12 protein-coding genes are annotated in these 18,844 nt (G+C 52.7%); 6 read left to right on the plus strand and 6 right to left on the minus strand.

Features of this window, described 5'->3' with window-relative positions; genetic code table 11:
• Window positions 1–81 precede the first annotated feature (81 nt).
• The 5 genes from AACY82_RS06580 (at window position 82) to AACY82_RS06600 (ending at window position 6,688) form a co-directional block, all read left to right on the plus strand.
• Window positions 82–654: a YSC84-related protein gene (locus tag AACY82_RS06580; protein WP_339615986.1), complete on the plus strand. Its 573-nt coding sequence runs from the start codon at window positions 82–84 to the stop codon at window positions 652–654.
• Between the two features lie 250 nt (window positions 655–904).
• The gene (locus AACY82_RS06585; protein WP_339615987.1) at window positions 905–1,471 is read left to right on the plus strand and encodes a hypothetical protein; all 567 of its coding nucleotides are present in this window, start codon (window positions 905–907) and stop codon (window positions 1,469–1,471) included.
• Window positions 1,472–1,640: 169 nt separating this feature from the next.
• Window positions 1,641–2,231: a TetR/AcrR family transcriptional regulator gene (locus tag AACY82_RS06590; RefSeq protein ID WP_339615988.1), complete on the plus strand. Its 591-nt coding sequence runs from the start codon at window positions 1,641–1,643 to the stop codon at window positions 2,229–2,231.
• Between the two features lie 162 nt (window positions 2,232–2,393).
• A complete protein-coding gene (locus AACY82_RS06595; RefSeq protein WP_339615989.1) occupies window positions 2,394–3,554 on the plus strand; it encodes an efflux RND transporter periplasmic adaptor subunit in 1,161 nt (386 codons plus the stop codon).
• Between the two features lie 5 nt (window positions 3,555–3,559).
• Window positions 3,560–6,688 (plus strand): efflux RND transporter permease subunit, encoded by a 3,129-nt coding sequence (locus tag AACY82_RS06600; RefSeq protein WP_339615990.1) that lies wholly within the window; start codon window positions 3,560–3,562, stop codon window positions 6,686–6,688.
• A gap of 61 nt (window positions 6,689–6,749) precedes the next feature.
• Here AACY82_RS06600 and AACY82_RS06605 read toward each other — a convergent pair whose 3' ends face one another.
• The 6 genes from AACY82_RS06605 to AACY82_RS06630 form a co-directional block, all read right to left on the minus strand.
• On the minus strand, window positions 6,750–10,394 hold the full coding sequence (locus AACY82_RS06605) for an ATP-binding protein (protein WP_339615991.1): 3,645 nt from the start codon (window positions 10,392–10,394) through the stop codon (window positions 6,750–6,752).
• A 143-nt stretch (window positions 10,395–10,537) separates the two neighbouring features.
• Window positions 10,538–11,218 (minus strand): methyltransferase domain-containing protein, encoded by a 681-nt coding sequence (locus AACY82_RS06610; RefSeq protein WP_339615992.1) that lies wholly within the window; start codon window positions 11,216–11,218, stop codon window positions 10,538–10,540.
• A 132-nt stretch (window positions 11,219–11,350) separates the two neighbouring features.
• Window positions 11,351–14,914 (minus strand): pullulanase-type alpha-1,6-glucosidase, encoded by a 3,564-nt coding sequence (gene pulA / locus AACY82_RS06615; RefSeq protein ID WP_339615993.1) that lies wholly within the window; start codon window positions 14,912–14,914, stop codon window positions 11,351–11,353.
• 171 nt (window positions 14,915–15,085) lie between these two features.
• Entirely contained in the window at window positions 15,086–15,847 is a 762-nt protein-coding gene (locus AACY82_RS06620) for an ABC transporter permease (protein ID WP_339615994.1), read from the minus strand.
• Window positions 15,844–16,770, minus strand: a complete 927-nt coding sequence (locus AACY82_RS06625; RefSeq protein WP_339615995.1) for an ABC transporter ATP-binding protein — start codon at window positions 16,768–16,770, stop codon at window positions 15,844–15,846. The genes AACY82_RS06620 and AACY82_RS06625 overlap by 4 nt, the downstream gene beginning before the upstream one ends.
• Before the next feature lie 47 nt (window positions 16,771–16,817).
• Window positions 16,818–17,300 (minus strand): hypothetical protein, encoded by a 483-nt coding sequence (locus AACY82_RS06630; RefSeq protein ID WP_339615996.1) that lies wholly within the window; start codon window positions 17,298–17,300, stop codon window positions 16,818–16,820.
• A 296-nt stretch (window positions 17,301–17,596) separates the two neighbouring features.
• Between AACY82_RS06630 and AACY82_RS06635 the strand changes: the two genes are divergently transcribed.
• Entirely contained in the window at window positions 17,597–18,631 is a 1,035-nt protein-coding gene (locus AACY82_RS06635) for a YafY family protein (protein WP_339615997.1), read from the plus strand.
• The last annotated feature ends 213 nt before the right edge of the window (window positions 18,632–18,844 follow it).

Raw genomic sequence — 18,844 nt, forward strand, 5'->3', positions numbered from 1 at the left:
AGGCGTTAAGCTGGCGCTAGGGGCGGCTTGGTTGCGCTATATCTTTTAATGTCGCCAATGGGTTTACTTAGGAGAGTTACCATGAAAGCACTGATGCGTTTTGCCTTTATAGGCTTTGTTATGGTGTGTTCGTTTGCGCAGGCTGAAGATGAAGATCCCTATCAAAAAACAATCGATACCTTTAAATCGTCGCCTCAGGTCGCTGAGTTTTTTAATGCCGCCTATGGTTATGCGTTGTTTCCGACGATCGGTAAAGCTGGTGTCGGCGTCGGTGGCGCCCACGGCAAGGGCCGGGTGTATCGCAACGGTCAGGCGGTTGGTGAAACCAAAATGACTCAGCTTACCATTGGTTTTCAGCTCGGGGGCCAAGCCTTTAGTGAGGTTATTTTCTTTGAGAATAAAACGAGCTTTGATAACTTTACCGCCGGCAATTTTGAGTTTGGTGCTCAGGCTAGTGCCGTTGCTATTACCGCCAGCGCTAATGCCAAAGCCGGTACCACAGGCACCGGAGTAGGCGCCTCGGCGAGCACGGATAACGCCGGCAAGCAAAAGGCTATCTATAATCAGGGGATGGCCGTGTTTACGCACGCCAAAGGCGGGCTGATGTACGAAGCCGCGCTAGGTGGCCAGAAGTTTAGCTACAAACCGTTATAACCGCTTGTCAAAGCCGCTCCATCCATCGGGGCGGCACTCTGCATACCGCTATTATTGTGCTTCCGGCCCAATGACTTGAGTGTTACCTTAACGCTACCCGCCCAATAACCTTATCGTTGTTTTGTGTCGTAAGTGTAAGATGCCCGATCGTTCACTGTTAAAGGTGCTGCGCGCGCGTGCTGTGACGTTAGGCACGGCGCTGTTCGACTTTGTTGTTTATTGTGCTTGTCTACTCATCTGGAGATCCGCTATGAAATTACTGATGCGCCTTGCGCTGTTAGGCTTTGCGATGACCTGTTTAACGGCTCAGGCCGATCCGTACCAAGATACCGTCGATACTTTTAAGTCCTCACCGCAAGTGGTGCATTTTTTTCAGTCGGCGTACGGTTACGCGATTTTCCCTACAATCGGTAAGGGTGGTATTGGTATCGGCGGCGCCCATGGTAAAGGGCGTGTATTCCGCAACGGGCAAATGACTGGCGATGCCACCATGACCCAGCTGACCATAGGGTTTCAGCTAGGTGGCCAAGCGTTTAGTGAGATTATTTTCTTTGAAAATAAGCGCAGCTTTGACGACTTTACCCAAGGCAATTTTGAATTTAGTGCGCAGGCCAGTGCCGTGGCAATCACCGCTAGTGCGAACGCCAAAATGGGCACTACTGGGATGGCCGCCGGCGCGTCGGGTGTCTCGGATAAGGCCGGTAGCCAAACGGCCGTTTATAACGCCGGTATGGCGGTTTTTACTCACGCTAAAGGCGGGCTGATGTACGAGGCAGCTTTGGGCGGGCAAAAGTTTACCTACAAGCCTGTGCAATAGACGGTCGACTATAGCGCCACTTGCCCTCAATGCTGCTCTAGGGGGCAAGTGCCTCGCGCTGTTTTCTTGTTTTCCTGCCTCCAAAGCCTGATTCTTAGGCTGGATCGGCTTTACCTACTGCATCTATGGGTATAAAATGAACAACTGTTCATTGGTGTAAGTGTGGTTTATGTCTCAGTGTGATTTAACCGGTAAAGCGGCCGACAAGCGTCGGGCAATTCTCGATGCGACCTTAAGTTTGTTGTCGGAGCGCGGATTTCATGGGTTCTCGATGAAGCAGCTGGCCGAGCGCGCCGGTGTGGCCGCCGGGACTATCTACCTCTACTTTGAAGATCGCGATGACTTAATTGGCAAACTACATGACGACGTAGTGCGGGAGATTGCGGACAACGCTTTTGCCGGTCACGACCCCGCTGCGCCTTTGGCCGAACAGCACCGGTTAATTCTGCGCAATGTCTGGCGTTTTGGTATGACACGCCCCAATGCCATGTTAACAAAAGGTCAGTTTGATCACTTGCCACCAGATATATTGCGCGGTCGCCGAGATGCCGCCCATGAAGTGTTTTTACCCTTTTTAGAGTTACTCAGTGCCGGGCGTAAAACCGGCGAGATTAAAGACTTGCCCGATGAAATCTTGGTGGCACTGTGCTTTGACCCGCTGTGTTCTATGATTAGCCAGCACCATCTTGATCTGATCCGTATCAGCGATGCCGAGTTCGAGCGAATTCTCGATGCGACGTGGGATGCCATTTCCAGCTAAGCCGGGCTGCTGAGTCTAGCGCTTGCAAAGAAACGTCAAGGTGGGCCTCTGAAGAGGCATTCCTCTTGTAAATGAACGTTTATTCATATTTAATTGTTGCCATGTTAACTGCGTGGTACTTGGGCCATATTATCCCGCGTCACGCCATTCAAGGAGTTGTACATGTCGTCCTCATTCCCTAAATTTTTCCCGCTGTGGATAACCTTACTAGCGGTGGTTAGCTTGGCTGCCTGTGAGTCTAAGGAGCCAGAAGGTGCAGCTGGTGCCGGTGCACCGCCGCCAACCGAGGTGACCGTCGTTACGCTTAAGGAGCAAACGGTCGAGCTAAGCAACACATTGCCTGGTCGCGCTGTTGCGTTTCGCAAGGCCGAGGTACGGCCACAGGTGACGGGCATTTTGCAAAAACGGTTGTTTACCGAAGGGGCTATTGTTGAAGAAGGGCAGCAACTGTATCAAATTGATGCGGCACGCTATGAGGCGGCTTTAGCGAATGCCAAAGCAGGCTTGGCGCGCGCAAAAGCCAACCTGACAACCACCCAGGCCCGTGAAAAGCGCTACAAGGATTTGCTCGGCGAAAAGGCCGTCAGTCAGCAAGAATATGACGATGCTTTGTCGCAATTTGAGCAGGCTAAGGCAGATGTTGCTGTAAGTGAGGCGGCAGTACAGACGGCGGATATCGATTTGCGTTACACCAAAGTAATGGCGCCTATTAGTGGACGGATCGGTAAGTCGGCGATTACCGAGGGTGCACTGGTATCGGCCGGGCAAAGTGCCGTGCTGACAACTATTCACCAATTGGATCCGATTTATGTCGATGTCTCAGAGTCGGCGGCTCGGGTACTGGCCATGCGCCGGCAGTTGATGAGTGGTCGGGTATCGCAGGCGCAACAACCTAAAGTGACCTTGAACCTTGAAGATGGCAGCCAGTATGGCCACGAGGGTGAGTTGCGCTTTTCGGATATGAGCGTTAACGAAACTACCGGTACCGTGGTGTTACGCGCCTTGTTTGACAATCCCGACTCGCTGATTTTACCCGGTATGTTTGTGCGCGCCACCGTTGATGAAGGTAAACGCGACAACACAGTGCTGGTGCCCCAGCGCGGCGTTACACGTGATCGCGAAGGCAATGCTACCGCTTTGGTCGTCGATGCTGAGAACAAAGTCGAGATGCGTCAAATTCAGGCGAGCCGCGCGGTAGGCAGTGACTGGCTGGTGGAGGAAGGTCTTGCTGCAGGCGATCGTGTGATTGTTACCGGCCTGCAAAAAGTTCGCCCCGGTGCGCCGGTTAAAGCCGTTGAAGCGGGAAGCGCTGAGGGAGAGTAAACACCATGGCAAGATTCTTTATTGATCGTCCCGTTTTTGCGTGGGTGATCTCGATTATTATTATGTTGGCCGGTGTGTTGGCCATCGAGACACTGCCTATATCGCAGTACCCCGAAGTTGCACCCCCATCGGTAGAGATTCGCACCTCTTACCCTGGTGCATCGGCCAAAGTGGTCGAGGACTCGGTGGTGCAAATCATCGAACAAAACCTTACCGGTATCGACAATGTGCAGTACTTGGCCTCAACCAGTGATTCATCGGGTACTGGTCAGGTAACCGTTACGTTTGATGCCGGTACCGACCCCGATATTGCTCAGGTACAGGTGCAGAACAAGCTCCAGGGCGCAATGCCGCTGTTGCCGCAAGAGGTACAACAACAAGGGATTCGGGTGACAAAATCCTCGGCCGGCTTCCTTATGGTTCTGGGTTTTGTGTCGACCGATAACAGCTTAGATAAATATGACCTGGCCGACTTTGTCGCCGCTAATGTGAGTGAGCCCCTAAGCCGGGTCAACGGCGTGGGCAGTATTCAGATTTTTGGCTCGCAGTACGCTATGCGTATCTGGCTTAACGCCGACAAGCTGGCCAACTATAAAATGACCACCGGTGACGTGGTGTCGGCTATTCGTGCACAGAACGTGCAAATTGCCGCCGGTGAGTTGGGCGGTGCGCCCGCCGTGCCGGGGCAGGATGTCAACGCCAGCATTGTGGTACAAACTCGCTTAGAAACACCGGAAGAGTTTCGCCGTATTTTACTGCGCGTTAATGAAGATGGCTCGCAGGTACGGCTGGCTGATGTCGCCCGCGTTGAGCTAGGCGGTGAAAACTACCAGTTTGAAACGGAATACAACGGTCAGTCGGCTACCGGTTTGGCGATTACTCTCGCCTCGGGTGCCAATGCGCTAGACACTGCCGCCAACGTGCGTGAGCGTATTGCCGAGTTAAAACCTTATTTCCCGGCCAACACTGAAGTGGTTTACCCCTACGATACAACGCCGTTTGTTAAGCTCTCCATTGAAGGGGTGGTACATACGCTGATTGAGGCGATCGTACTGGTATTCTTGGTGATGTATCTGTTCCTACAGAATTTCCGCGCCACCTTGATTCCTACCATTGCGGTGCCGGTGGTGTTGCTGGGCACCTTTGCCATCTTAGAGGCGTTTGGTTTTAGCATTAACACGCTCACCATGTTTGGCATGGTACTGGCCATCGGCTTGTTGGTGGACGATGCCATTGTGGTGGTCGAGAACGTTGAGCGGGTGATGCACGAAGATAAGCTCCCGCCACGCGAGGCGACGCGAAAATCCATGGGTCAAATTACCGGCGCCTTGGTGGGTATCGCCTTGGTGCTGTCAGCGGTGTTTGTGCCAATGGCGTTTTTTGGTGGCTCCACCGGTGTTATTTATCGCCAGTTCTCTATTACCGTAGTATCGGCCATGACGCTGTCGGTGATCGTTGCCTTGACGCTGACACCGGCGCTGTGTGCCACCTTGTTAAAACCAGTCGATCCAGATCATCACCAAAAACGCGGTTTTTTTGGTTGGTTTAACCGTACCTTTGACCGCTCGGCCAATCGCTACCAGAGTAGCGTCGGTTATATTTTGGCGCGTACCGGTCGCTTTATGGCCATCTATATTGCGATCGCCTTAGTGTTGGTACTGTTGTTTGGCCGTTTACCTGGTTCGTTCTTGCCCGATGAAGACCAAGGCTTGATGTTTACCCAGATGACGTTGCCGGTGGGCTCGACCAAAGAGCGATCAATAGCCGTTATGAACGATGTCGAGAATTACTACCTCAGTCAAGATGACACGGTTGAGTCCGTTTTTTCGGTGATTGGCTTTAGCTTTAGCGGTCGTGGTCAAAACAACGGTATTGCTTTTGTCAGAATGAAAGATTGGTCTGAGCGCACCGGAGATGGTCAGGATGTCCATTCGGTTGCCGGTGCTGCTATGGGGTATTTCTCGACCATTAAAGAGGCCATGGTGTTTGCTTTTGTCCCTCCAGCCATTACTCAGCTGGGCACCTCAACCGGCTTTAACTTACAGCTAAAAGATTTGGGTGGCGTGGGTCACGAGGCGTTGATGGAGGCTCGCAACCAGTTGTTGGGCATGGCCTCACAAGAGAGCACCTTGGTGGGTGTGCGCCCCAATGGTCAAAACGACACGCCGCAGTTTAAACTCGATATTGATATGGAAAAAGCCTCGGCACTCGGGGTATCAATCGACGAAATCAACAGCGTGTTTTCGACCGCGTGGGCGGCGTCTTACGTCAATGACTTTATTGATCAAAGCCGTATCAAGCGAGTCTATGTCCAAGGTGATGCCGAGTTTCGGATGATGCCGGACGACGTTGGTAACTGGTATGTGCGCAATGCCAATGGTGAGATGGTGCCTTTCTCGGCCTTTTCGACCGGCCGCTGGGTGTATGGCTCCCCTAGGCTTGAGCGCTATAACGGCGTTTCGGCGGTGAACATTCAAGGCCAGGGCGCGCCGGGCGTTAGCTCGGGTGATGCCATGAACTTGATGGAGTCGCTCGTGGCAAAGCTGCCGCCGGGTATTGGTTTTGAGTGGACCGGTATGTCGCTGCAAGAACGTGAATCCGGGGATCAGGCGCCGATGTTGTACGCGCTGTCGATTCTGGTGGTGTTCTTGTGTCTTGCCGCCTTGTACGAAAGCTGGTCGGTACCTATCTCGGTGCTTATGGTGATTCCTCTGGGCGTTCTCGGCGCTGTGTTGTTTGCTATGGGCCGCGGCTTGTCTAACGACGTTTACTTTCAGGTGGGGCTGTTAACGACCGTAGGTTTGTCGGCCAAAAACGCCATCTTGATTGTGGAATTTGCCAAATCACTGTACGAAGATGGTATGGATTTAGTGGCAGCCACGGTTGAGGCGGTGCGTATGCGTTTGCGCCCCATCATTATGACGTCTCTGGCCTTCGGCCTTGGGGTTACGCCGTTGTTTATCGCCTCGGGGGCGGGCTCAGGCGCGCAAAATGCTATTGGTACCGCGGTACTCGGTGGTATTGTATTTGCCACCTTCCTGGCGATCTTCTTTGTGCCTCTGTTTTTTGTTGTGGTGTTTAAATTGGCCCACCGCATCACCGGCAAAAAATCTAAGGTGATCGCCGAGTCGTAAGATGCGATAACCGGTAGTAAAAAAAACGGCGACCTTCGGGTCGCCGTTTTTGTTTGCTCTGTTAGTTTTGCTTTAGGTATCGTTGAAACGTAGCGGCTAACTCTTGGTAGGCATCGGTAAACGCTCGTATTTGCTCGGCTATGTCCTGCCAATTATTTTCTTTTGCGCTTTGCTCCAAATCACTGGCGCAGGCTTGCAAGCGTTTACCCTGTAACTGGCCAGCACTGCCTTTAATGCTGTGCGCTAAAAAGGTTATCTGATCGGCGTTTTTTTGTTGGTATGCTTGCGTTAATGCAGCGAGTCGCTCGGGCACTTGCTGAGAAAAATTCGCTAGCAGTTTGCGCAATACATCGTCGCGGTTAAACAAGCTGGTTAATGCATGGGGCTGATCCCACACTAATAATGTCGATGCCGAGGAGTACGCTTTGGTGGGTGGGTTAATAGTGGTTCGCTCCGGCGTAATCCAGTGTTCTAAAGCGATAACCAGCGCTTGAGTTTCAATGGGTTTACTCAGATAGTCGTTCATTCCTTCGCTTAGACAGCGCTCTCTGTCGCCTTTTATGGCGTTTGCCGTAAGCGCAATGATGGCAATCGCTCGGTATTTCTCTCCCGCTTCGCCCGCACGGATACGGCGGGTTGCTTCAAAGCCGTCCATTTCCGGCATTTGGCAGTCCATTAAAATGAGTGAGTAGTACTCGCTATTGTCGCTGTCGCGTAGCCTCTCAATCGCTTCGCGCCCGTTGCTGACACAGTCTGCCGTAAGCTTTAGTTCTTGCAGCATTAACAGCGCTACTTCTTGGTTGATGGCGTTATCTTCTACCACGAGTATTCGGGTGTGCTCTGGCCAGTGGTGCTGATCAATAGCTTGGCTGTTCGAGATGGCGGGATGGCTTGCGCGAAGCTCACTGTGGCGCCCTCCGTGATCGGTAAGAGTTTGCAATAATTGAAACAACTCGGCCGTGGTGGTGGGTTTGTGTAGCACGTGATAGTCGCAGCTGACAGGCTGATTGACGCCAATCATAACGGCGGTTTGGCGACACACTTTATGCAGCGTGTGCTCCGGGGGTAGCCTCAACGTATTGTCCGTGTTCAGAGGCTGATCAATAATCAGTAAGTCGACAGGGCGGCCCTTGTTAGCGTATTGCTCACGACACCAGTGCAGAGCCTCATTCTGAGTTTGCGTGACCTTAACCTTAGCGCCCCAGGCCTGTAGTTGTCGGGTTAATGCGTTGGCAATATGGCGGTTGCTACTTGCCAGAACAACTTCAGTGTCTTTCGCCGTTAGAGATGGGGGGCGGTATTCAGCAACAGAGCTGCTCTCTAGTGTGACCGAGAAGCTAAAGCAGCTGCCGGTATTGGGGGTGCTAGTTGCGTGAATGTCGCCATTCATTAGTTGGCAAAGCTTTTTGCAAATAGCGAGCCCTAAACCGGTGCCGCCGTACTGGCGTGTGGTGGACGCATCCGCCTGCACAAAGGGCTCGAACAGCCTGTTGATTTTATCGTTGGCGATGCCAATCCCGCTATCTTCAATGCTGGCGCTAAAAACAACCCCGTCCTTTGTGTGCGTCGACGCGCAGCGAAGCACGATATCGCCATGCTGAGTAAACTTAATCGCATTGCCCACTAAATTGGTTAATATTTGCTGCAGGCGGTTAGAGTCGCCTTTTACTTCGACTACTTGTACATCGGTTAAATCAATGGTTAGTTCGAGTCCTTTGTCTTGGGCGCGCATAGCGAAGACATGACCAAAATTGTCGATAAGACTGCGCACGTTAAAGTCTTTCGACTCTAATAAAAACTTACCCGCCTCGACTTTAGAGAAGTCTAGAATATCGTTAATAAGGCTTAAGAGCGAATCAGCACTGGCTTTGGCGACATGAACTTTATGGTGATCTTCTGCCGTGAGAGGCGAGCGTTGCAGCATACTGAGCATGCCCAGTACACCGTTCATCGGGGTGCGAATCTCGTGGCTCATCATCGCCAGAAACTCGCTTTTTGCCGCCGCCGCTGCCTCGGCATTATTTTTCGCATCAAGAAGGGCTTGTTCGCTGAGTTTACGCTCATGAATATCCTGAAATGAGCCATACAAACGAATGCATTCACCGTCAACGATTTCTGCTTTTCCCGTGGCGCATACCCAGCGCTCATTACCTTTAGCGGTAACAATTTGCAGCTCTTCTCGCCAAGGGATGGCGGCTGCAATGGCTGTTGCAATGCTTTTTTCTATGGTGTCGCGGCTGACGCCCTCTTTATAAAAATAAATACCTTGGGTCATGGATGGGCGGTAGTTGAGGGGTACCTCATGAATTTCTTTTGTCAGCCTTGACCAGTAGGTGGTTTGTGAGAGGATATCAACCTCCCATGCGCCGATGCGAGCCTGCTCGCTCATGGCCTCTAGCATTTGTTGTTGGCGTAATAACTTTTCATCGTAAGCTTGTTGTGCAGCGATATTTTCAGCAATTGACCATATATAGCGCCGGCCTTGCGAGTCGTGTATGAGCATGCCGTTGAATCTAACGGGAAGCCGGCTGCCGTCTTTGCGAATTAACTCTTTACTGTAAGGGCCGTACCGGCCCGTTTGCAATAGCTGCTCTTTTTGTTGCTGGTCGCTCTGATGATATTTTTCGGGGCTCAGTTGTGGGGTGTCAACGGTTGTAAGCTCATCTAAATCGTAACCGGTAAACGTGAGCATAGCCTGATTGGCTTGCAGACATTCGTCCGTATAAAAATCGGTTAGTGAAATACCCAAGGGCGATAAATCAAACAGCGCCTGCAGCTGACTTTGTTGCTCTTGCCGCGTTTGCAGTAAGTAAATAATCCATAGTGCGGGAAATAAGATGATAATGCCTAGTAATGCTATGGCACTGCGTACCAATAAGGCATTGTCGGCCGTATGAGGCCAGCCATTTTTAGGCACTGCACCCAGCTGCCAGTAGCCCCCAGGTAAATCAACTTTGGCAATAACCGGGTTGCGCTGGAAGAGTGCGCCGTCGCCGTAAAAAACTTCGCCCTCTGCGCCTAGGCTATCTTTACCGCGAATAACAATATCTAAGGTTTCGCTGGCTTGTGGCAAGCCGCTGACACGGTAATAAGCGTCTAGATCAATAACGGCCGAAATTAAGCCCCAAAAACTTTTTTCACCCTCAGAGGTTTCCGTAAACACCGGGATTCTGCCAATTAATCCGTGCCCACCCTGTACCAAATCGACCGGCCCTGCGACATTCATGGCGCCTGACTCAATGACCTTTAATGCCGCGGCAGTTTGCCCTTGCCGGCTGCGGTAATCGAGGCCGATGGCAGCACGGTTACCTTCTAAAGGGTACATCAGTTTGATAACAAGATCTGGGGCCGCGCCTATGTTGCGTAGAAGCGTTTGCCCAGAAAATAAGTGCTGGGCATAGAGCGCATAGGTTTCTTGGTCCATCGTTGGATGAACTTGCAGTGCCGCGGCTAAGCCTTGAGCGGCAAGTAGGTTGCCGGTTAAATGCCCCTCTAAATTGGCTCTGACTAAGCTCAGTGTGTCCTGTACTTCGCTGCGTTGTTGGTGCAAGTAATTTTGAGTATTCAGGTAATCAATGTAATAACCGCCAGTGGAAACCGAGATTATAATCACTAGGGCGGTTAACAAATAGGGTAGGCGCGAGCGAAAAAGTGCCCAACGTAGGCTCAGTGGGGGGGCAGTCGTTGTGTTATTTGCCTGGTGCATGGAGTCTCCGTCGCTCGGGTACCTCCTAAGCTTACCGCAACTATAGCGAAAATTCCTGCCTGCGCCAGTGGCGAGGCCTGCTTGCTGGTAGGCCGTGCTGCGGGGGCGTTACTTTGTGGAACCGACCTATTTTAGAGCCATAGCTATGGAGGCGTCGCTATAAAAATGACAGATATCGCGCGTGAATTGGTCGGGGATAGTGGCTCGCGTACTTCTTGTATTTGAAAGTTATAGCGGCGCAACAGCGCGAGCCAGCTAGATAGGGTACGAAAATACCAAGGCGCGGGGTTGCTAAACGTGTTGTCAAAACCGTCCCAGGTGCTTTGCTGCCAACCGTCTTGGTAGGGGTGCGCGCGATTGCATTCACTTGGGTGTAGCGTTTGGATGAGCAGGTATCCCCCGTGGTTAATGAGTGCTGGTAGTTGCGCGAGTACCGCCTCGGTAGAGGACTCTCCCAGCAGCGAAAAGTTACACACCGCCATATCATATTTCGGTGGTGTTCCTCCCAGAGTTAAGCGTTTGAGTTGGGCGTACTCTAACGTTATAAAATGTCCGCCACCGCTTTTTTGGGCGGCGTCTATAAGCGCTTGGGTGGCGTCTATCCCGGTTACCTCCATACCTTTGCGGCTCAGTTGTCGCGCTAGCCAGCCTTCGCCACAGCCAATGTCGATCACAGAGCTTGGCTGATAGTGTTGTATTGCGTCGATAATGGCTTGGTTCGTTACTTGCTGTCGGCTGGCAATGGCGCCCTCGCGCACGGCGCGGGTCCAACTGACGGCATTGTGTTGCCAAGTGGTTAAAATACGTTGTTCATTTTCTTGCATAGTGTCTACAATTTTTTGTGGCTGACGTGATGATTGTAGCAAGGCAATATCGACGGTGTATAAAAACGCGAAAAAAAGGCCGGTCGTAAAACGACCGGCCTTAAGGCTTGCAGTTTTATTGCTAACCGCTGGTTAATCCATTTGTACAAACACAGCGGTGGTTAACGCCGGAACTTTCAGCTGATTACCGCTAACACTGGCACTGGCAGTAATGGCGTCGGCCGAGCTTTGCTGTACCGGGTGCAACTGTAACGTGCCGTTGACGGGGTTGTTGATGGTTTGCTCAGTATTGCTGGGGTTAAACACCACCACCATGGCCGCGTATTGACTGTCTAGCCCTTGGTTGTCGGTCAGACTCATAACCATTAACCCAGGCACTTGATCGGGGCCGGTGTTGTGAAACGTCAAGTTTGATTCTACTTGCGCGGCGGTAGTCAAGCGAAGCAGCGGTGAGCTACTGCGAATGGCCAACCATTCTTTAAATACGGCGTTGGCCAGGGCAATATCGGCGGCGTCTGGATTGGCGTTAGCATCGCTAATGATTTGTGCGATAACGTCGTAGTTGCCGCTGTCTTTGTCTTCACGGGGTAGGCCGATATTCCAGTTATTGCTTTGTCTGGTAAAGTCGACGCGGTTAAACCAGTCGCCCGAGTCGTAGCTGTCGCGCTCCATGGATTTAGAGCGCAGTAAGTCGACGCCCATATGGATAAACGGAATACCTTGAGCAAGCATTGGCACGCTGAGCGAGAAATTGTGCATCCGCACACGCTCGGAGGTGCTCATACCGCTGGCCGCTTTGTACATTAAGTTATCCCACAGGGTTTGGTTGTCGTGCTTGGATATGTAGTTAATGCTTTCTTGTGGGTCGGCGGTGTAACCGGCGTTTAAATCAAAGTAGGGGACTTCGCCACCGGTGACTGTGTTGCCGTTGCGATCGGTCAGCGGGTAGCTGGTAAGGCTGCCGGCTAAGTTAACGCGCAGGCGATCAGTCAGGCCGATTAAGTTATCCGCTTCTGCTTCGGCACCCGAGTTCATGTTATTGGGATAGTAGTATAAGCCCGAGCCGTAGCCTTGGTTGGCGCGCAAGCTGTCGCCACCATCAAAAGGGGCGCCGCCGCGCACGGCGTCGCGAATCCGGTCGTTGAAGGTGCCTACGCCGGTGCCGGCCATATTCACTTGAATGGCGTTAACACCGCGGCGATTGCTCATTACCTCGCCAAAGTTCCAGCCCTCACCGTAAAAGTACGTATCTGGGTCAACGGCTTCTACGGCATCGCGCGCGGCGATAATATTGCGGCGCATATGGTGGCCCATTAAATCAAAGCGGAAACCATCGATTTTGTAATCGCGCGCCCATACCACCAGTGAGTCGATCATGAGTTTTTCCATCATGTCGTGTTCGCTGGCGGTGTTGTCGCAACAGCTCGAGGTTTCGATCGCACCGGATAACTCGTTGCGACGGTGGTAGTAACCGGGCACCAGTTTATCCAGTACCGATTTATCCCACAGGCCCGATGAGTTGGTGTGGTTGTAGACCACATCCATGACCACCCGTAAGTTCATCTCGTGCAGTGCTTGTACCATCGCGCGGAATTCACGGATGTGAGCAAAGCCTGCATTACTGGTGGCATAGCTGCCCTCGGGGGCGGTGTAATGGAACGGATCGTACCCCCAGTTGAATGAATCGATGCCGCGCAGCTCACCCACTAAGGCTTGGGCGTCTGTCGTGGTTGGATCAAACTCGGCCAAGACGGTCTCTAAAGTCTTACTGTTATCCGCTACGCCGCAAACACTGGCATCGGCTTTTATTGCGCATAAATCGGCTACGGTGTCGGTAATATCGACGCGCGCGGCTGGATCTTCATTAACCGTCGCAATATCGAAGGTCGGCAGCAAGTGGATGGTGTTAAGGCCCGCCTGTTGCAGTTCGGCTAAGTGCTTAACCGGCGTGCTGTTGGTGTCGGTAAAGGCTAAATATTTACCGCGATGATCGGCAGGGGTGCTGGCATCAAGCGCCGAGAAATCGCGAATGTGCACTTCATAAATAATGCTGTCTTCCGGCGCTGCCAGCGCAGGCACGCTATGACCGCTCCAGTTATTGCTATAGGTGTCGGCGCGATCTAAGTCGACCACTTGCGTTAGTTCGCCGTTTTGCGACAAGTTTAACGAGTACGGGTCGGTGGTCGTGATGCTTTCAATCTGATCGGTTAAATAGTGATACACGCTTGCTTTATAGCGATAGTACTCGCCGTGCATATCGCGGTTGATTTCACCGCGCCATACACCTTTGTCGTTGCGGGCTAAGCTGAGCTCGGTGGCCGGGGTGTCATCGCTGTCGCTGGCAAAGGTTTGCAGCGTAACGGTTTGTGCGGTAGGCGCCCAAACAGAAAATTGTGTTTTGCCGTTGACAATGTGCGCCCCCAGTGTGGCGTCGGTGGCGTAGTAAGCATCGAGAGCGCCTTGGGTTTGTACGCTGGTGGCCTTTATTAATTGACCATCGGCATCAAAGGCGGCGGCCACTAGCTCACCCGAAAGTGCTGTGTCTATGTTGAGCTCGTTGGTGGGGATTTGCCACGCGGCCCAATCGGCTAGGTGCGGAAACTTTGTGGCGCTCGCGCTGCTGATGCTGGCGTTGGTTAGCGTTACGGCGTCTCCTCCGGTGAGCGAGCCGTTTGTTAGGCTGATAGCACCGTTAGGGTCGCTAAGCAGTTGTACCTGTGCGGTGCCGTTTGGGGCGTCCCAGACCAAGGTGTTGCTATCGATCCAATGCGCGGCGTAGCCACTGAGTGTGGCTTGCGCAGGGCCGGTATCGCCACTGTAGGTGATGGCGCTGGAGCCGTGCTGCGTAAAGGCGACATTGCCTTGGGTTAAATCCATGACGCTGTCGGCATCGCCGAGGGCTTTGTCATCGCCGCTGTGAACAATAAAATTAAAACAGCCGCCGGGTTGATTTAGATCGAGAACAAAAAACGCACCGCGCTCGGTGTCGATACCATCCGGTTGCTTGGGGGCATCCCAAGTGACGCCGTTAATGCTGTTGTCCGCCAGTGCGGTGCAGTCGCCACCGTTCCATAGGTGTAAACCCCAGCCGTCGTATTCGGTATCGCTACGCTTATAAAAAATAGCGGCTTGGGTGTCGGTTAAGGTAAACGGTAGCGGGTTTTCATTGCTGGGGTCGAGTGGGTACTCAATATTCGCTGCACCATGTTGAGTTAGGGCAATGGCCCCACGGCTTAAATCAAACTTAGCATCGGCATCGCCCAATGCTTTGTCGTCGCCTTTATGCACAATAAAGTTAACGCAGCCGCCATCAGAGGCCGGGGCGTTTAAATCTAATAGGTAGTAAGCACCGTAGGTGTCATCGATACCTGTGGCGGGAAAAGGCGCATCCCAGGTGATGGCGCCAGTGGCGGCGTCATCTAAAGCGCCGCAGGTTTCGTTATTCCATAGGTGTAAACCCCAGCCGTCGTATTCGGCGTCATTGCGCTCGTAAAAAACGATAGCTTGATCGTCTTTTAGAGCGATTGGCAAAGCAAAACTTGGCGCGCTACTGCTGGAGCTGGATTCGCTGCTGCTGGACGCGACGGATGAACTTGACGATGAGCTAGACGCTATAGGTGGAGTGTCTGAATCACCGCCGCCACAGGCGACGAGTGCGGCAGAACTTAACAAACACGATAGGGTTAGACGGCGCATGGTTAACCTCTTGCTGATTTTATGATTATTGGTAGTTGGCGCTGTTACAGGACGAATAAATAAAGACAGGCCAAACGTTTGTTATCAGCGTGAGAGTACGATAGCGCGCAAGAGGGGAGAAATTGCATACGTATACATAGTGAATGAATACGTATGCACAAAACGTAGGCGTTAAGGTTTGAGTTTGTAGCCGGTTCTGAAGATCCAGATAATAAGCCCGAGACAAATAGTCATAAACAGCGCAATCATGCCTAAGCTGACGCCTATGTGCACATCGGCGCTACCGTAAAAGCTCCAGCGAAATCCGCTGACCAAATACACCACCGGGTTGAGTAGGGTAATTTTTTGCCATAAATCGGGGAGCATATTAATGGAGTAAAATGTGCCGCCTAAAAAGGTTAAAGGGGTAATAACCATCATGGGAATAATCTGCAGTTGCTCAAAGCTGTTGGCCCAAAGCCCGATTAAAAATCCGAGTAAGCTAAATGTGAGAGCCGTTAATACCAAAAACAGCAACATCCACACTGGGTGCATAATCGAGTAATCGACAAACAGCCTTGCGGTGGCGAGAATAATGAGCCCTAGAATAACCGATTTAGTGGCGGCGGCGCCGACGTAACCCAAAACGATCTCGACGCCGGAAACTGGTGCCGATAACACCTCGTAAATGGTGCCGGTAAATTTAGGCATATAGATGCCGAATGAGGCGTTGGACGTGCTCTCGGTTAAAATGGTTAGCATCAATAGGCCAGGCACAATAAATGCGCCGTAGCTGATGCCGTCGATCTCGACGATGCGCGATCCAATGGCCGAGCCAAACACAATAAAGTACAGCGAGGTCGACAGTACCGGCGAGGCGATGGATTGCATTAAGGTGCGCCAGGCGCGGGCCAGCTCGTAAAAATAAATCGCTTTTACGCCATAGTGATTCATGCTTTTTCCTCCACCAGTGAGACGAAAATTTCTTCCAGGGAGCTTTGGCGGGTTTGTAAATCTTGATAATTGATGCCCGCGTGCTTCAGTTGCGCCAATAGCTCGGATACGCCCGAATCCGCCTCGGCGGTGCTGTAGCGGTAGGTTAGGCTGGTGCCGTCCTCGGCAAGTTGCAAATCATCGCGGGTTAAACTGGCAGGCAATTGCGCCAGTGGCTGGCTAAGAAAAACCGTTAAGCTTTTGCGGCCCAGCTCGCGCATTAGTGCGTTTTTCTCCTCCACTAACATCAGTTTGCCTTTGTTGATTACCCCGATGCGATCGGCCATGTCTTCGGCCTCTTCGATATAGTGAGTGGTAAGAATGATCGTTACCCCTTCTTCGCGCAAACGGCGAATCATCGCCCACATGTCGCGTCTAAGCTCGACATCTACGCCGGCGGTGGGTTCGTCCAAAAATAAAATATTGGGTTGGTGCGCCAGCGCTTTGGCAATGAGCACCCGGCGTTTCATGCCACCCGATAACGCCATAATACGGGCGTCTTTTTTGTCCCAGAGCGATAGAGTTTTAAGCAGCTGCTCGATGTAGGCGTCATCTGCGGGGCAGCCAAATAAACCGCGACTAAAACGCACGGTGTCCCACACGCTCTCAAAAATATTGACCGAGAGCTCTTGGGGCACCAAGCCTATAAGTTTACGCGCCTGACGAAAATCGCGTTGGATGTCGTGGGAATCGGCGATAATGCGGCCCGCGGTGGCTTTAACCAGGCCGCAGACAATCCCAATCAAGGTGGTTTTGCCGGCGCCATTGGGGCCCAATAAGGCAAATATCTCGCCCCGCCGGATGGATAAATTAACGTCTGTGAGTGCGGTAAACCCCGTGTCGTAGGTTTTTTCGACGCCCTCTAAGGTGAGAATATCTGACACATTATCTCCTTGTGATAAAGGTATAACAAAAACTGAGCGATAGCGGGCTACAGTATAGAGTTTATTGTGGCGGGTGTACCCGCTACGGGCGCAATCTCGTAGCGGCTAAGCACCGGCAGCAAAGTGGCGGCCTGCTCGTTCAGGTGGGCCCGGTAATCGCGATTAAAACGACGCCAAAGTTGCGCCACTGTGGGCGCCGGAACACAGCTGCGCGCCTGGCCCAGTGTCTCGCTGTGGGCGGCGCACTCCAGTCTATCTAGCGCCGAGGCGAACTTTAAGTGGCGGTCCTCTAAGCGGTTGGCCAGCACTGGGTCGTACTCGTGCAAAAACGGGTAGTAAGTCTCGTATTGGCGGGCGGCAAACTGGCGCAGTTGCCAGGCACAGATATTAACGCCGGTTTGCACGCGTCGCGCATCGCGCGTGCCAGTTTGCGTTAACAGCTCAGTCAGCTCGCGCAGGTATGCTGTTATCGGCCGGTTTCGGCGCTTGGTCCCCGGGTAGGGGCGCGCAGCTGGTTGGCAGACAAACATAGTGAATCCTCCCTGTAATAATGATTTACCGCCGTAGCTCGGTGCCCGGTGGTATGCAAAAGTGCTTAGGGTGCCTCTGTTATTCAGGGGCATTCGTGTTTTCAAACTTGTCGAGCGGGTGCGGGGGTATTCGACACCGGTGAATTAAAATTGCATGCTAAGGGGTATATACGACAGTTTTTGACGTATAGCTCGGCTAGCATGAGTCGCAGTGCAGGTATTTATATATCTTTACGTCGATGGTTTGCTGGTTGGTCTGGTCGCTGGACTCGCTGTGACACCGCTAAGGAGGCCCGATGGCCAATACCGCAACACGCTTGTTAAACCTGATAATGCTGCTGCAGCGCGAGCCCAACACCCCGGCCTCGCGCTTAGCCGAGGCGCTGGACGTCTCGGTGCGCACCGTACAGCGTTACATCACGATGCTTGAGGAGATGGGTGTACCAGTGTACGCCGAGCGCGGCTCTCAGGGCGGTTACTCGCTGGTGCGTGGCTATCGTATGCCGCCGTTGGTGTTGTCGCCGGAAGAGGCAGTGGCGGTATCTTTGGGCACCTCGGTGATCTCGGGGTTGTGGGGTAACCTGTTTCGAACCACGGCACAGAGCGCCATGAGCAAAATCGCCAATGTTTTGCCTGAAGAGCAGCTACGCGAGGTGCGCTGGGCGCAAGACAGTCTGTTAACCCGTGGTTTGCCGCGCGCTAACCCAAGTGTTAACGAGCCATCATTGGAGGCGCTCTACCAAGCCAGTCGGCGCAACCAGCAGTTGGATATTGTCTATCAGGGGCGTGGCCGCGCTCAGGCACAAACCCGCCGTATCGACCCTTACGCACTGATTTACAGTTGGGGCCAGCAGTACTGCGTGGCCTACTGCCATTTGCGCGGCGCCATGCGCTCGTTTCGGGTCGATAGGATACTCTCGCTGCAACTTCTTGAATCGCATTTTGATAAACCTGCCGACTTTGATCCGAGCTTGTATTTAAGCCAAGACGCCGACGACCGCCCCATGACTCGGGTGAGCTTGTTGTTCTGTGCCGAGTACGCAGACTTAGCGCGGGATTACGCCTGCTGCTGGGACACCATGGAAACCCGCGATGATGGCAGTTTAGTGGTCGAGTACAGTACCGCCGATTTAGACATGGCCCGTTGCCGGGTAATGAGCTTTGCCCCCAAGGCACAAGTGCTGGGGCCGCCCGAGTTGATCGAGAAAATACAACAGACGGCGCAGGCGGTGCTGGCCCAGTACCCACTGCCGCCAGAGGAGAGTGCCGATACATCACTAACTGTAAACGCGGCGCCACCGCCGACTAAAGTGAGCCGCCTAAATAGTTAACGCATATTGCGAATAAAACACACGCCCCAAACTGCCCAATATGTGTGCTAGTAAATGGTAAAAACAGTATGGAGAAACGCCGGCTCCGAGTGCAGGTGTTAATGCGTTAACGCCGCGCATTTTTTTGCTGCGGTTTTTATCTAAAGTAAAGTGGGGTTGGGTGCAAACAGCTCGATGAGGTAGTTTTTAGCTCTGCCACGCGACGCCAAGAAA

Source organism: uncultured Gilvimarinus sp. (genome assembly GCF_963972205.1).
Lineage (GTDB): Bacteria > Pseudomonadota > Gammaproteobacteria > Pseudomonadales > Cellvibrionaceae > Gilvimarinus > Gilvimarinus japonicus.

Excerpts from the sequence above, each read along its gene's own strand:
- AACY82_RS06580 (WP_339615986.1), top strand. The coding sequence starts at position 82 with ATGAAAGCACTGATGCGTTTTGCCTTTATAGGCTTTGTTATGGTGTGT.
- AACY82_RS06585 (WP_339615987.1), top strand. The coding sequence starts at position 905 with ATGAAATTACTGATGCGCCTTGCGCTGTTAGGCTTTGCGATGACCTGT.
- AACY82_RS06590 (WP_339615988.1), top strand. The coding sequence starts at position 1,641 with ATGTCTCAGTGTGATTTAACCGGTAAAGCGGCCGACAAGCGTCGGGCA.
- AACY82_RS06595 (WP_339615989.1), top strand. The coding sequence starts at position 2,394 with ATGTCGTCCTCATTCCCTAAATTTTTCCCGCTGTGGATAACCTTACTA.
- AACY82_RS06600 (WP_339615990.1), top strand. The coding sequence starts at position 3,560 with ATGGCAAGATTCTTTATTGATCGTCCCGTTTTTGCGTGGGTGATCTCG.
- AACY82_RS06605 (WP_339615991.1), bottom strand. The coding sequence starts at position 10,394 with ATGCACCAGGCAAATAACACAACGACTGCCCCCCCACTGAGCCTACGT.
- AACY82_RS06610 (WP_339615992.1), bottom strand. The coding sequence starts at position 11,218 with ATGCAAGAAAATGAACAACGTATTTTAACCACTTGGCAACACAATGCC.
- pulA (WP_339615993.1), bottom strand. The coding sequence starts at position 14,914 with ATGCGCCGTCTAACCCTATCGTGTTTGTTAAGTTCTGCCGCACTCGTC.
- AACY82_RS06620 (WP_339615994.1), bottom strand. The coding sequence starts at position 15,847 with ATGAATCACTATGGCGTAAAAGCGATTTATTTTTACGAGCTGGCCCGC.
- AACY82_RS06630 (WP_339615996.1), bottom strand. The coding sequence starts at position 17,300 with ATGTTTGTCTGCCAACCAGCTGCGCGCCCCTACCCGGGGACCAAGCGC.
- AACY82_RS06635 (WP_339615997.1), top strand. The coding sequence starts at position 17,597 with ATGGCCAATACCGCAACACGCTTGTTAAACCTGATAATGCTGCTGCAG.